The organism is Rhodococcus sp. KBS0724 (assembly GCF_005938745.2).
GTDB lineage: Bacteria > Actinomycetota > Actinomycetes > Mycobacteriales > Mycobacteriaceae > Rhodococcus_F.
In genome coordinates, this window is record NZ_VCBX02000001.1 from 4,293,759 (window position 1) to 4,306,487 (window position 12,729).

Genomic DNA, 12,729 nt, shown 5'->3' on the forward strand with positions numbered 1-12,729 from the left:
CCCATGTGCTGGCACCTGAACGGCGTACTCGCTCTGATGTAATCGCGGCGCTCGGTATCGCGCTGGCCGTGATCGTGGCGGTGACCGTGGTGTGGTTGCGCAGTGATGCGCGCGGAACCACCTCGGTCACCGCTGACACGACTCTCCCGCCGTTGACGACGTCCGTGGCTCTTCCGGACGTCTTGCGTGAAGTGTGGGCGTTCCCGAGCGCGGACTCCACGGCTCCGATCGCCGTGGGCAACGCGGCAGTCACAGCGGACGGCTCAGACGTGGTCGGGCGCGACCCGGCTACCGGGGACGAAGTGTGGCGCTACTCGCGCAACTATCCGCTGTGCGGAGCTATCGGATCCTGGGATCGAGTCGTCGCGGTGTACCAGGACAATCGTGGGTGCTCACAGGTCACCTCTCTGGTTGCCGACACCGGAGCGCGTAAAGACCAGCGCAACAGCGACGCCGACCCGTCGGTGACGCTGTCCGCCGACGGCACCTATGTCATCTCACTCGGCGACACCCGCATGGAACTGTGGCGCTCCGATCTGGTGCGCACACTCGAGTACGGCCGCGTCGACGCCCCGGTCAATCCCAACAAGCAGCCGCACGCCGGGTGCGAATTACTCAGTGCCGCTTCCAGTTCCAGCCGTGTATCCGTCCTCCAGAAATGCGAGGGCGACGCGTCGAACCGCCTGACGATCATCAATCCCGCACCGAAGGACGCACAGGAACCGCAGGAATACGGCACCGTTGTCCTTCCGGATTCCGAGGGTGCCCGCGTAGTCGCTGTATCCGGTGAAAAGACCGCCGTCTATCTCCCCGCCGGCAATGGAACCGTCTCACGGCTCAGCATTTTCGACGGCGCCGGCACCGCACTGGTCGACTACCCCGTCGAGGGCGTCGACTCGGAGCGCGCAACCCTACGTGTCGACAAGAATTCCATCACCTGGTGGACAGGCACCCAGACGATCAATCTTCGATCGAACGACTTGACCCCCACCTGGATCGTCGAGGGAACCTCCGGCCCTGGCACCCTGGTGTCCGATCAACTGCTTGTCCCCGTACCCAACGGGATTACCGTGATCAACCCCGCCGACGGCGCCGTCATCCGCATGATCGGCGTCGACCGCGGCGACGTCACGTCACCGATCGTCATCGCGAGCGCCGGCGACACTGTCCTCGAACAGCGCGACGGCACCCTGGTCGCGCTGCGCTGAACTACCGTCAGACCGTCAGATCCGGCACAAAGGTGACGACTTCGCTTCCGGCCCAATGCTTTACGAGGTTCGCCGCCAAATCGCGATACGCGTCGGCGCCCTTGTTCTTTCGGCCGGCCAAGACCGTCGCACCCGACGCCGACGCCTCGGCGAACTTGACGGTCCGCGGGATCGGCGGAGCGAGCACAGGCAACGAGTAGCGATCGCTCACGTCGGCGAGAACGTCACGACTGTGCGTTGTCCGAGCGTCGTAGAGCGTCGGCAGTGCACCGAGCAGAACCAGGTCCGGATTGGTGATGGCCTGCACTTCGCGGACCGTTCGCAAAAGCTGCCCCACACCGCGATGCGCCAGCGTTTCGCATTGCAGCGGAACAAGAACCGACTGCGCCGCCGTCAATCCGTTGAGCGTCAACACACCCAGCGACGGCGGGCAGTCGATGATGACGACATCGTAGTTTCCGAGCAGCGGAGACAGTGCACGCTTGAGCGCGAACTCCCGGCCGGGACGCATCAGCAGGAGCGCCTCCGCTCCCGCCAGATCGATGGTTGCCGGCAACAGGTCCATACCGTCACCGGTCGGCAGGATTGCATCGGCGGCGTCCAGATCCCCCGCCAGGACTTCGTTGACCGACCGTTCGAGCCGATCGGGATTGTGTCCGAGCGAGAACGTCAGGCATCCCTGAGGATCAAGATCCACCACCAGTACGCGTTGACCGAGGGCGGACAATGCCGCACCGAGGGAGGCGACGGTCGTGGTCTTGGCCACGCCGCCCTTTTGATTTGCCACTGCGAGAACCGTCGTCACAGATAGATCCTTGCGCATTTCGAGCGAAGAGGCGAACGCTACACGCGGATGCCGCGTCTCGAGTTGTCCTGCAATGATGGGCACATGGCCTCTTCGGTTCGCAGCACCGGCACGTCCGATCCCCGCGTGATTCTCCTACGTCACGGCGAAACCGAATGGGCCCGCAGCGGTAAACACACCAGCCGCACCGAAGTCCCACTCACCGCGCTCGGCGAGATCCAGGCCACCGCGACCGGCAACCGCATTCGGGCACTCGGCCTCCGCAATCCCATGATCCTGACCAGCCCACGGCTGCGCGCCCAACGCACCGGCGACCTTGCCGGCCTTCCGGACGAGCGGACATGGGATGCATTGTCGGAGTGGGATTACGGGGACTACGAGGGACTCACCACGCCCGAAATTCGGCGAAGCGTCCCCGAGTGGACCGTGTGGACTCATCCGTGCCCTGGCGGCGAGCATGCCGATGAGATCGGCGCCCGCACGGATATGGTGCTGAGCCTCGTGACATCCCAATTGCCCGAGCGGGACGTCATCCTGATCGGACACGGGCACTTCTCCCGCGCTCTCATATCGCGATGGCTCGAACTGCCCGTCTCCGAGGGCCGACGATTTGCCCTCTCCCCCGGCGCCTATTCCGTGCTCGGGTACGAACACGGGTCGACCCATCTCCTGCACCACAACGTGCCACCGCTCGTGGAAGGGTGAGTGCCATGATCCGACGCGCCACTCCCGCCGACATCCAGCCGATCACCGACATGATCTACGAACTGGCCGACTATCAGAAGGCCATCGACGAGTGCACCGTCAAGCCCGCGCAGATCAGCGAAGCCCTCTTCGGTGACGCGGCGTCCGCTTTTGCCCATGTCGCGGTCTCCGACAATGGCGATGTTGTCGGCATGGCGCTGTGGTTCCGCAATTTCTCGACCTGGGAAGGCGTCTACGGCATCTACCTCGAAGACCTGTACGTGAAGCCCTCCGAGCGCGGATCAGGCCACGGCAAAGCCTTGTTGGCGGCGCTCGCGAAGGAATGCACGGACAACAACTACTCACGCCTGTCGTGGTCGGTGCTCAAGTGGAACACACCGTCCATCGAGTTCTACGAGTCCCTCGGCGCCGAGGCCAAAACGGAATGGACCACCTACCGACTGACCGGCGACCACCTGGGTTCGCTGGCCGCGCTGGCTCGCTAGAGCCTCAGCTGTCGGTCTTGTCCTGGTTTGTCTTGTCCTGGGCCGTTTCGGTCTCTTCGGTCTCGATCTCGTCGGAAAACGATCCGTACTCGAGCGCCATCCACTTGGACGTGGGCGCGGAGAACAGGAAAACCAGCGTGGCGAGAACAACCGCGCCGAGTACAACGCCGAGAAACACCTGGTGCGAGTCGGTCAAAAGCGACCAGGCAACCGGCAGAAGAAGCAGCTGCGCGACAACGGCAATAGCTCGTCCCCACCGCCGGCCCGTCAATAGCGCGATACCCGCGGCCAACACGGCACCACCGAGAATCGCCACCCACGCGGCCAACCCGTACCCGTTGGTCACGCTCTGATCGTGCCCGGTCAGACCCCGAATTACCGCTACCACGGCAAAGCCGGCTGCAACAAGACCTTGCAGCGTCACGAGGGCACCCGCCCACCTGACTGTGTTGGGAAGGGTATTCGGACTGGCAGTATTCGGCACGAGACCAGCCTAGAACACGACACCGGATAGGCTGATGCCCCGTGCGCGCACTGCTGATCGTCAATCCCAATGCCACCTCGACCACCGCGGCCGGTCGTGATCTGTTGGCTCACGCTCTCGAGAGCCGGGTGCGACTGACCGTGACGCACACAACCCACCGGGGTCACGCCGCCGAACTCGCACGGCAAGCACACGAAGACGGTTTCGGTGTGGTGATCGTCCACGGCGGCGACGGCACCGTCAACGAAGTGGTCAACGGCCTTCTCGGGTCACCGCACCCCACCTCGATGAAAGCCGTGCCCGTCGGACCCATTCCGACCGTCGCGGTTGTTCCGGGTGGATCAGCCAACGTATTTGCCCGCTCGTTGGGTATCGCGCCTGATCCTGTCGACGCCACCAATCAACTCATCGATCTCCTGAGCGAGCGGACGCGTCGACGCATCGGACTCGCACACGCAGACAATCGTTGGTTCACGTTCAACGCCGGCATGGGCCTCGACGCCGATGTGTGCGAGGCCGTCGACGCCAGTCGTAAGAACGGTGATCCTGCTACACCGAGTCGATACGTGCGCACCGCGATCGCCGCATTCTTCCGGGCCAAGCGAGCCGAACCTGCACTGACCGTCCACCTTCCGGGCCAGGATCCGATTCCGGGCGTCCACTATGCCTTCGTGTCCAATTCCAGCCCGTGGACCTATCTCGAAGCGCGCCCCGTACACACCAATCCCGGAACGACTTTCGACTCGGGGCTCGGACTCTTCGCTATGACGAGCACCAAAGTCCTTCCCTCGCTGAAGGTTGTCCGGCAACTGTTGGCGAGCGGCGCGGAACCGAAATCGAAAGTGCTCGTACGCACCGATGACGTCGCAACCATCACCATCGAATCGTCACGGCCGATCGGTTTTCAGATGGACGGAGATTTCATCGGACTACGCAAATCGGTCGAATTTACCGCCGTACCGGACGCGCTCGAGGTGTTCGCTCCGCTTCCCGCGTGATCCACACAACTGCTTTGACCTGCATAAACAGTGGAAAAACGCCATTGCGCTCCGGTAAAATGCCGATGACTACAAGGTTGCCAACCGGTACGTCCGAATTTAGTGAGTTGGCCCACGAACCTGTCGAAATCTATTGACATACTGCGAGTTCGTGAAAGCATTCACAAGTAACAGTGCGGAAACATTGATTACGCACACACAAACTCATTGGTACCAAACGGTGTATTCACACCCAGCTTAAGGAGCGAAAAGGATGGACTGGCGCCACAACGCAATCTGTCGCGACGAGGATCCCGAACTGTTTTTCCCCGTGGGAAACAGCGGACCGGCCCTCGCACAGATTGCTGATGCCAAGGTTGTCTGCAACCGCTGCCCCGTCACCGCCGAATGCTTGTCCTGGGCTCTCGAGTCCGGTCAGGATGCAGGCGTATGGGGCGGCATGAGCGAAGACGAGCGTCGCGCACTCAAGCGTCGCAACGCACGTACTCGCGCACGCACTTCCGTCTAGGCAAGTACCTCAGACGTTCGACGAGAACGCGAGTACAGCCCCTCCCGTTTTGCCGTCGAAGACGACAGCCCGGCACACCATGGTGCCGGGCTTTTTGTCTGCTCGAAATATCGCGATCGACGCGAATCAGTAACGCGCACTTCGCCTGCCGAGCGGCACACGGAGCACCGCATCGGTTCCGCCGCCACTTCCCGGGTGCAATCCGAGCGAACCACCGAGCTCCGCACCGAGCAGCGTCCGCACGATCTGCAACCCCAGACGGTCGGATTTCTCGAGACTGAAACCCGCAGGCAAACCACGCCCGTTGTCGTGAATGATCACGTCCAGCCACCGCGCCGAACGCTCCGCGCTGAGAGTCACGGTGCCGGCGACGCCTGGATCGAACGCATGCTCTATCGCGTTCTGTACCAACTCCGTCAGCACCATCACCAGCGGCGTCGCCCGCTCGGCGGAGAACACCCCGAAACTGCCCTCACGCCGGATCGTCACGGGCGCACCGACTCCCGCGACATCGGAAAGCATCGGAACCAACCGGTCGATCACTTCGTCGAGGTCGACTTCCTCGTCCACCGACATCGAGAGCGTGTCGTGCACCAACGCAATCGACGTCACTCGTCGTACCGATTCGGTCAGGGCCTGACGCGCTTCGTCATTGCTGGTTCGCCGAGCCTGCAGGCGCAACAGCGCCGCGACGGTCTGCAAATTGTTCTTCACACGGTGGTGAATCTCGCGGATGGTCGCGTCCTTGCTGAGCAGGGCACGATCTCGCCGTTTCACCTCGGTGACGTCACGGACGACAACAGCAGCGCCCACATGGCGTCCACCCGGCTTGAGAACCAACGCACGCAGCAGCACGGTCGCACCGCGCGCTTCGATCTCCATCCGTCGACCGGGCTTGTCCGCCAAAGTATCTCGGATGTAGCCGGCAGCCTCTTGCGATTCGAACGGGTCGGTCACCAGCATCCGCGTCACCGCGGCGAGATCCTGGCCCACGAGGTCCGCACTCAACCCCATCCGGTGATAGGCCGACAACGCATTCGGGCTCGCGTAGACCACCCTTCCCTCGGTATCGAGCCGGATGAAACCGTCGCCCGCACGCGGACTCGAGTTGGTATCCGAACGCGATTCCCGAACCGGGAACGTGCCGTCACTGATCATCTGACACAGGTCGGCGGCACAATCCAGGTATGCCACTTCCAACGGACTCTGCGCCCGCTGCTGCGACAGGTTGGTATCGCGACTCAGGGCGGCAATGACACGGCCGTCCAGTCGCACCGGCAATGCCTCCCGGCGCGGCGGCATACCTTCGCGCCAGTCTGCGTCCTCCGCCCGTACCACCTGTCCCTCGACCAACGCACGCAGAACTTGCGGATGCTCGGACTCCGACACGAGCGTTCCGACAGCGTCCTCCGGGAACGCCGTCGACGCAGTGGTCGGGCGGCAATGCGCGACGCAGATCACGCTTCCGGACGGCTCGGACTGATCCGATTCGGCGGCCACCCACAGGAGGACGTCGGCGAACGAGAGGTCGGCGAGGAGTTGCCACTCACCGACCACCCGTTGCAGATGATCGACGGCGACGCCGGGGAGGTCGGTGTGTTCGGCCAGGAGGTCGCTGAGCGTGGACATTCGCGAACGCTTAGGAGATCACGGCGATCAAGTCGCCTTGCTGAATGACATCGCCGACCTTGACACCCACGGTGGTCACGGTTCCCGCGACCTCTGCCAGCACCGGAATCTCCATCTTCATGGACTCCAGGATGACCAGAGTGTCACCGTCCGCGACAACATCGCCCTCGCTCACGACAACTTGGAACACCGTGGACACCATTTCCGCGCGCACATCTTCTGCCATCGTGAACCTCACTTCTGCCGAGAACCGGTAAGACTTCCGTCGCCGGGAGACCCGATCGACCTGCCAATGGAACCACACCGGCGTGGGCGTGAAAGAATGACGCGAAAGAAACAGAAGGGAGACCAATCATGGGTAAGCGCGGTCGTAAGAAGCGTAGCCGTAAGGGCAGTGCAGCTAACCATGGCAAGCGTCCAAACGCCTGACATGTAGTGCACCAACAACAAGGGGCGGGGAAGCAATGATTGGCTTCCCCGCCCCTTGTTTGTTCTTGACGTCTCAGACGCCCCCAGCCGGACTATTTGTCGGTTTCGGTACTCGTCACGATGATCGTGCGTCGCAACTCGATGGTGAGCCTCTGACGCAGGCTCTCGGGTGCATGTTCGCCACCGCACTTGCGGCTGATCAGACTCTTGACCTTCTCTTCGATTCCGTACGCGGCGAGGCAGGAACCGCAATCGTCGATATGCCGCTGCAGACGTGCGCGACTGGCATCGTCGCATTCACCGTCGAGCATCAACCACACGTCGGCAATGACCGCCGAGCAGTCGAGTCTTTCGAATTCGTCCTGCGTGCTCATCGGACAACACCTTCCGCTTCGGCAGCCACGTCCTTCTCGCCGCGGTTGAACCCGCGGTCCTTCGCGACGTCAGCCAACAATCCGCGCAATTGCTTACGGCCGCGATGCAGCCGCGACATCACAGTTCCGATGGGCGTGCCCATGATCTCCGCGATTTCCTTGTACGGGAAACCCTCGACATCCGCGTAGTACACGGCCATCCGGAACTCTTCGGGCAGCTCTTGCAGGGCAGCCTTGATGTCGTCGTCCGGAAGCGCGTCGAGCGCCTCGACCTCAGCGGAACGCAGCCCGGTGGACGTGTGTTCCGCCGTGGCAGCCAACTGCCAGTCGGTGATCTCGTCGGTCGGATACTGCGCCGGCTGGCGCTGCTTCTTCCGATACGAGTTGATGTACGTGTTGGTGAGAATCCGGTACAGCCAGGCCTTGAGATTGGTTCCGTCGCGGAACGACCGGAAGGCCGTGTACGCCTTGATGTACGTTTCCTGAACCAGATCCTCGGCGTCCGAGGGATTACGCGTCATCCGCAGTGCGGCGCCGTAGAGCTGGTCGAGCAAGGGCAGCGCATCCCGCTCGAAACGGGCAATCAACTCATCCGCAGTTTCGGGCGTTTCGGACGCGACAGCATCGGCGGGTTCGGTGACCTCCGACTGTTCGTCCTTGGGCCGGTCGTGTTCCAGCACTCTGATCCCTTCACTAGCCGTGGGGATCAAGGTTACCGCCATCGTCAGTTCCGACCTATGGGCCGGTCGTGGCTCGCACACAGCCAGCACGGTCGCTCCTTCACTTTTTCCGGATGTATCAAGCAGTACCAACACCACTGCCTCGGACAACATTCCCTCTCTACAGGCGGTACGGACATAGAGTGTCGGAATGGCCGGAACTGCGACCCCTGCGACCAAACTCCTCGAGAACTCGAAGACCGCGCATCATGTTCACAGCTACGACCACGACCCGCGCGCGGAATCCTTCGGCGACGAAGCCGTCACCGCCCTCGCCGGGTCCGTCGGAGTCACGGCAGATCAGATATTCAAGACGCTGGTCATCAAACTCGACACCGGGAAATTGGCCGTCGCCGTACTCCCCGTCCCGAACAAACTCTCACTGAAAGCTGCTGCCGCCGCACTCGGCGCAAGCAAAGCCGCCATGGCCGACCGCGCCGACGCAGAGCGCTCGAGCGGCTACGTCTTCGGTGGCATTTCCCCCTTGGGGCAACGCAAGAAACTGCCAACAGTGATCGACGAGTCAGCACTCGCGTGGGATCGCATCCTGTGCAGCGCGGGTCGACGCGGACTCGAAATCGAACTGGCGCCCGGTGATCTTGTCGAACTGTGCGGCGCAACGACAGCGTCGATTACAGCCGGCTGAGTTTCGAATACTGCGGTTTCGGGCCTGTGGGCCTAAGGTCCCGACCGTCCCTACACCTAAGGTCCCGTCAATAGCCAGCCGACGGGACATTTCTCGGCAAGATTCACCCCTGAAATCACCCTTTGTCCCGAATTCGAAATGCGTTACGACGCAATGGATTAGCGCACTTCTGTGAAATAGCGCACGTTCAGCAAATCGGACTTGACGGACATAGCGACCATCGAGTTACCTTAAGTTGAACATTTGATCAACTACCCGCCGCCATCGGCGCACTCTTCGATCTGCCCTGCCCGGCCCTGATGTGCCGTGCCTCCGATTCGAGCTGTGCATCGCCGCTTCCGGGACCCGAAAGGTCATACTGTCGTGAAGAATCAGCGCGGACGTACCAAGATCTACGCAGCAGCAGTAGCCGTCGCAAGTTTCACCGCATTCGCGGGAGCGGCGCCGGCGGCGGCAACCGACGACGACAACGGCGAGGCGACTACAGCGCAGACAACCGCCGAGTCGCCCACGACCACTGAGTCGGCAACTCCCTCCGAGTCCGCGCCAGCAACAACTCCAGCAACGTCATCGGCAACGTCTGAGACGACAACGACTGCCACCGCGACCACCACGGCAGGCACGACAACACCGTCAGTCGCCGCAAAGTCGACCCCGGCCTGGAACTCACCGACAGACGGAATCGCCGCAGGTGGGCGCGAATATTCGGTCTCCCCTGGAACCGTCACGGTGTATTACCCCGACGGCCAGAGCGCTGCGATGGGCCAGCACATCAACTTGACGATCAAGAACCCTGACACTGGCGCCACCATGCAGCTGGGAACACACATCGACGGCAACGGGCAGTGGACCGAGAAGTACATCGGCCAATCCCCCTGGGTGCTCGACATATCCTCACACCCCAATTTCCCGGGGTGGGAAAACTTCGAGATCGTCTGGGTTCAGGTCGACGGGCAGAACTACCACTACGGCGAGCACGGCGAACCGCCGATGCCCTCCGATCTCAAGACACCCGAAACAACAACCAGCACAACAACACCGGCGACGACCACACCCGCAACCACCACGCCTGTAACGACGACACCAGACACGACGACGACCGTTCCAGACGGCCCGACTCCCCCGACGACAACCGCAGTCGCGACGACCACCGACACCACCGAACCGACCACCACCACGTCCCCGCCTGTCACCATCTCTTCCGCAGTGTCGACACCGTCGGCGACGTCGATTCCCACAACAACCACTCGGGTGATCCTGATTCCCCCGATCATCGTGGGAATCCCGAAAAGCGACGGCGCGACCCCGGCACCCACGACGGGACCGTCGAAGGAACGGGTGTACGTGGTCACTACGCCCGAGGGTTACAAAGTCCACGGTTACGACGATCCACAGGGCACGTTTGTCCCCCTGGCCTACGACGACGCTCTGGTGTTCCAGACCGGGGCAAGTGAGTCCACAGGACCGTCCGGTGTGGTGATCGCGGGAATCGGTGGCGCGGCTTTGCTGGTCTCCGCTGCGGGTGCGTTTGCTCTGCGTCGCAAGAATGCACTGCGCCGGCACTGAGATGCACTGCGCCAGCACTGATCGGTGGCGTGTCCTGATCCTGGCAGTGCTTTTTCTCCTACTGCCAGGGTGCGGGGTCTCCGGGCAAGCTCGGCCGGAGACCCCGCACACATCGGTCGACACGATTCCTCCCGATTCGCTTCAATCGCAGTCGGTCCCGATGGCACAGCCGAGGCAGCTGTCGATCGCCGATCTGGGAATCGATGTACCCGTGCTCCCGATGCCTGCCGGTGCTTGCCCCGTGCTCGATCCGCCGACGTTGGCGGACGCGTACTGGGTCGGGTGCCGCAGTGAACCTGGAACAGACAGTGACGGAACGGTTTTTGTCATCGGGCATGCGGGTGCCGGGACTCCGGCAGTGTTCGACACACTGCCCGAGATCGTGGTCGGCAGCACGGTGCTGATCGAAACGGATTCCGGCACACTCGAGTACACAGTTCGTTCGACCGCGCTGTACGAGAAGCTCGGCGAAGCGCAGGAGTCGCCGGAGTTACGCCTTCGACAGCCGGGACGACTGGTCCTGGTGACGTGTTACCTGGAGAACGGAACAACGCTGTCGTCGAAGAATTTTGTTGCCTACGCCGAGATCACCGGCGCCCGGGCTCGATGACGGGATTCGACCACGCGGCGTAGCGGGAGTCGCTAGCCTCTGGGCCATGAACTTCACGGCCGTCCGACCACACCTGACAACGCTTGCGGTAGCCGCGGCGCTCGCGATCTCGCTCACCGCATGCGCAAGCACCGATAACACGACCAAAGAGGTCACCGTCGTCGGAACAGGTGAGGTGCGCGGGGCCCCCGACATTCTCAGCGCGGGCATCGGAGTCGAGGTTGTTGCTCCGGACGTGTCGGGAGCGGTCTCCCAAGCGAACGAGAGAGCGCGGGCGACGATCGACGCGATGGTCGCCGCAGGTGTGGCTGCCGAAGACATTCAGACCAGTGATCTGTCCATCCAGCCGCAGTACGACGGGACAGGTGGTCCGTTCGGCGGCGCAGCCGTGACGGGTTACCGCGCGACGAACTCGGTGCGAATTGTCGTCCGGGATCTCAGTAAGGCGTCCGCCGTGCTCGACGCGGGAATCGCTGCCGGCGGTGATGCGGCACGCCTGAACACCGTCGCCTTCGATATCGACGACGATTCGGCGTTGCTCGCCGACGCTCGGACCCGCGCATTCGAGGACGCCCAGAACCGTGCAGAGCAATACGCCGATCTTTCCGGGACATCACTCGCGAACGTTGTCACCATCACTGAGGCTCACAACACCACCGGCAACCAGAACATGATGCGTTCCCCGGACGCCTCGATGAGCGACATGGTGATCGCGCCGGGAACCCAGCAGGTGTCCTTCGAGGTCACCGTGACGTGGGCGCTCGATTAGAGGAGGCTGATCTGCTCGCCCGCGCGGTCGATGTCCGGCTCGATCAGTTCGTGTCCGTTGTTCTTGACACTGTTGACGAGGGGCCGGACTCGATCGATCTCGATCTGGTCGAAGAGGTCGGGTACCGGTTCGAGCAACGACGGGTTCGCGCCGTGATCGGGGTCGAGCCACGCCTCCCAGCGGTCGCGAGGTAGCGCCAGTGGCATCCGGTCGTGGACCTGTTCGAGGTGACCGAGTGAGTCGACAGTGACGATGGAGCAGCTCAGGGCGGGGCTCGCATTCTCGACCTTCGGGTCCCGCCACGCTGACCACACGCCTGCCATGAACAGCCGTGATCCATCGCCTGGGTGCATGTAGTACGGGATCTTCGACACTTTTTTGCCGCCCTGCGGTTCGGTCTGCCACTCGTACCACCCGTCCATCGGGACCAGGCAGCGCTTGTACTTGAACGCGGTCCGAAAGGCCGGTTTCTCCGCCAACGAGTCGGCACGAGCGTTGAACAGGACCGGGCCTTTGCCCAGTTCTTTCGTCCACGAGGGCACCAACCCCCATCGCATCTGCCGAATCCGCTTTGTCGGATCACTGTCGGGGTTCTCGCGATCGTGGCGCTCGACAACCGTCAGCACCGGCGTTGTCGGTGCAACGTTGTAGTCCGCTGCGACGGCCGACGAATGTTCCGTCTCGTCGATTGCATCGAGTTCGACTGCCAGGCTCGCCGGGTCCGCTGTGGTCGCATACCTTCCGCACATGACACCCAGGGTGGCACGGTTTCGACCAATCTCCCACCGATGAGA

The 12,729-nt window shown here is 62.6% G+C and carries 17 protein-coding genes; 10 read left to right on the forward strand and 7 right to left on the reverse strand.

Translation table 11 applies throughout. The features are described from left to right. Positions 1–5 precede the first annotated feature (5 nt). A complete protein-coding gene (locus tag FFI94_RS19790; protein ID WP_138869327.1) occupies positions 6–1,208 on the forward strand; it encodes a PQQ-binding-like beta-propeller repeat protein in 1,203 nt (400 codons plus the stop codon). Positions 1,209–1,215: 7 nt separating this feature from the next. On the opposite strand, the gene FFI94_RS19795 is transcribed toward FFI94_RS19790, so the two are convergent. Further along, on the reverse strand, positions 1,216–2,013 hold the full coding sequence (locus tag FFI94_RS19795; protein WP_138873300.1) for a ParA family protein: 798 nt from the start codon (positions 2,011–2,013) through the stop codon (positions 1,216–1,218). An 84-nt stretch (positions 2,014–2,097) separates the two neighbouring features. Here FFI94_RS19795 and FFI94_RS19800 point away from each other — a divergent pair, with 84 nt between their 5' ends. Together FFI94_RS19800 and FFI94_RS19805 are read left to right on the forward strand one after the other, a co-directional pair. Continuing rightward, positions 2,098–2,718 carry an acid phosphatase gene (locus tag FFI94_RS19800; RefSeq protein WP_138869328.1) on the forward strand — a complete coding sequence of 207 codons (621 nt, stop codon included), beginning with the start codon at positions 2,098–2,100 and terminating at the stop codon, positions 2,716–2,718. Between the two features lie 5 nt (positions 2,719–2,723). Beyond that, positions 2,724–3,203 (forward strand): GNAT family N-acetyltransferase, encoded by a 480-nt coding sequence (locus FFI94_RS19805; RefSeq protein WP_138869329.1) that lies wholly within the window; start codon positions 2,724–2,726, stop codon positions 3,201–3,203. 4 nt (positions 3,204–3,207) lie between these two features. On the opposite strand, the gene FFI94_RS19810 is transcribed toward FFI94_RS19805, so the two are convergent. Next, a complete protein-coding gene (locus FFI94_RS19810; RefSeq protein ID WP_138869330.1) occupies positions 3,208–3,687 on the reverse strand; it encodes a hypothetical protein in 480 nt (159 codons plus the stop codon). A gap of 41 nt (positions 3,688–3,728) precedes the next feature. Here FFI94_RS19810 and FFI94_RS19815 point away from each other — a divergent pair, with 41 nt between their 5' ends. Further along, positions 3,729–4,685: a diacylglycerol kinase family protein gene (locus tag FFI94_RS19815; protein ID WP_138869331.1), complete on the forward strand. Its 957-nt coding sequence runs from the start codon at positions 3,729–3,731 to the stop codon at positions 4,683–4,685. Between the two features lie 253 nt (positions 4,686–4,938). Then, positions 4,939–5,193, forward strand: coding sequence for a WhiB family transcriptional regulator (locus FFI94_RS19820; protein ID WP_003940950.1), 255 nt, complete (start codon positions 4,939–4,941; stop codon positions 5,191–5,193). 126 nt (positions 5,194–5,319) lie between these two features. On the opposite strand, the gene FFI94_RS19825 is transcribed toward FFI94_RS19820, so the two are convergent. After that, positions 5,320–6,822, reverse strand: coding sequence for a sensor histidine kinase (locus tag FFI94_RS19825; RefSeq protein WP_138869332.1), 1,503 nt, complete (start codon positions 6,820–6,822; stop codon positions 5,320–5,322). Positions 6,823–6,832: 10 nt separating this feature from the next. Continuing rightward, positions 6,833–7,048: a biotin/lipoyl-binding carrier protein gene (locus FFI94_RS19830; RefSeq protein WP_033231176.1), complete on the reverse strand. Its 216-nt coding sequence runs from the start codon at positions 7,046–7,048 to the stop codon at positions 6,833–6,835. A gap of 128 nt (positions 7,049–7,176) precedes the next feature. On the opposite strand from FFI94_RS19830, the gene FFI94_RS34780 reads away from it, so the two are divergent. Then, positions 7,177–7,251 carry a 50S ribosomal protein bL37 gene (locus FFI94_RS34780; protein WP_095887907.1) on the forward strand — a complete coding sequence of 25 codons (75 nt, stop codon included), beginning with the start codon at positions 7,177–7,179 and terminating at the stop codon, positions 7,249–7,251. Positions 7,252–7,343: 92 nt separating this feature from the next. Here the strand turns inward: FFI94_RS34780 and rsrA are convergent, their stop codons facing one another. Continuing rightward, entirely contained in the window at positions 7,344–7,625 is a 282-nt protein-coding gene (rsrA, locus tag FFI94_RS19840) for a mycothiol system anti-sigma-R factor (protein WP_033231177.1), read from the reverse strand. Then, positions 7,622–8,347, reverse strand: a complete 726-nt coding sequence (locus tag FFI94_RS19845) for a sigma-70 family RNA polymerase sigma factor (RefSeq protein WP_260684215.1) — start codon at positions 8,345–8,347, stop codon at positions 7,622–7,624. Before FFI94_RS19845 ends, rsrA begins: the two co-directional genes overlap by 4 nt. Positions 8,348–8,495: 148 nt before the next feature. On the opposite strand from FFI94_RS19845, the gene ybaK reads away from it, so the two are divergent. From ybaK to FFI94_RS19865, 4 genes are all read left to right on the forward strand, one after another. Beyond that, the gene (gene ybaK, locus FFI94_RS19850) at positions 8,496–8,990 is read left to right on the forward strand and encodes a Cys-tRNA(Pro) deacylase (RefSeq protein ID WP_138869333.1); all 495 of its coding nucleotides are present in this window, start codon (positions 8,496–8,498) and stop codon (positions 8,988–8,990) included. A gap of 363 nt (positions 8,991–9,353) precedes the next feature. Next, positions 9,354–10,556: an LPXTG cell wall anchor domain-containing protein gene (locus FFI94_RS19855; protein WP_138869334.1), complete on the forward strand. Its 1,203-nt coding sequence runs from the start codon at positions 9,354–9,356 to the stop codon at positions 10,554–10,556. Between the two features lie 160 nt (positions 10,557–10,716). Then, the gene (locus tag FFI94_RS19860; protein ID WP_185993261.1) at positions 10,717–11,166 is read left to right on the forward strand and encodes a class F sortase; all 450 of its coding nucleotides are present in this window, start codon (positions 10,717–10,719) and stop codon (positions 11,164–11,166) included. 46 nt (positions 11,167–11,212) lie between these two features. Beyond that, positions 11,213–11,935 (forward strand): SIMPL domain-containing protein, encoded by a 723-nt coding sequence (locus tag FFI94_RS19865; RefSeq protein WP_138869336.1) that lies wholly within the window; start codon positions 11,213–11,215, stop codon positions 11,933–11,935. Here the strand turns inward: FFI94_RS19865 and FFI94_RS19870 are convergent. Next, positions 11,932–12,684: an SOS response-associated peptidase gene (locus FFI94_RS19870; RefSeq protein WP_138869337.1), complete on the reverse strand. Its 753-nt coding sequence runs from the start codon at positions 12,682–12,684 to the stop codon at positions 11,932–11,934. The two genes, FFI94_RS19865 and FFI94_RS19870, sit on opposite strands and share 4 nt — an antisense overlap. Positions 12,685–12,729 lie beyond the last annotated feature (45 nt).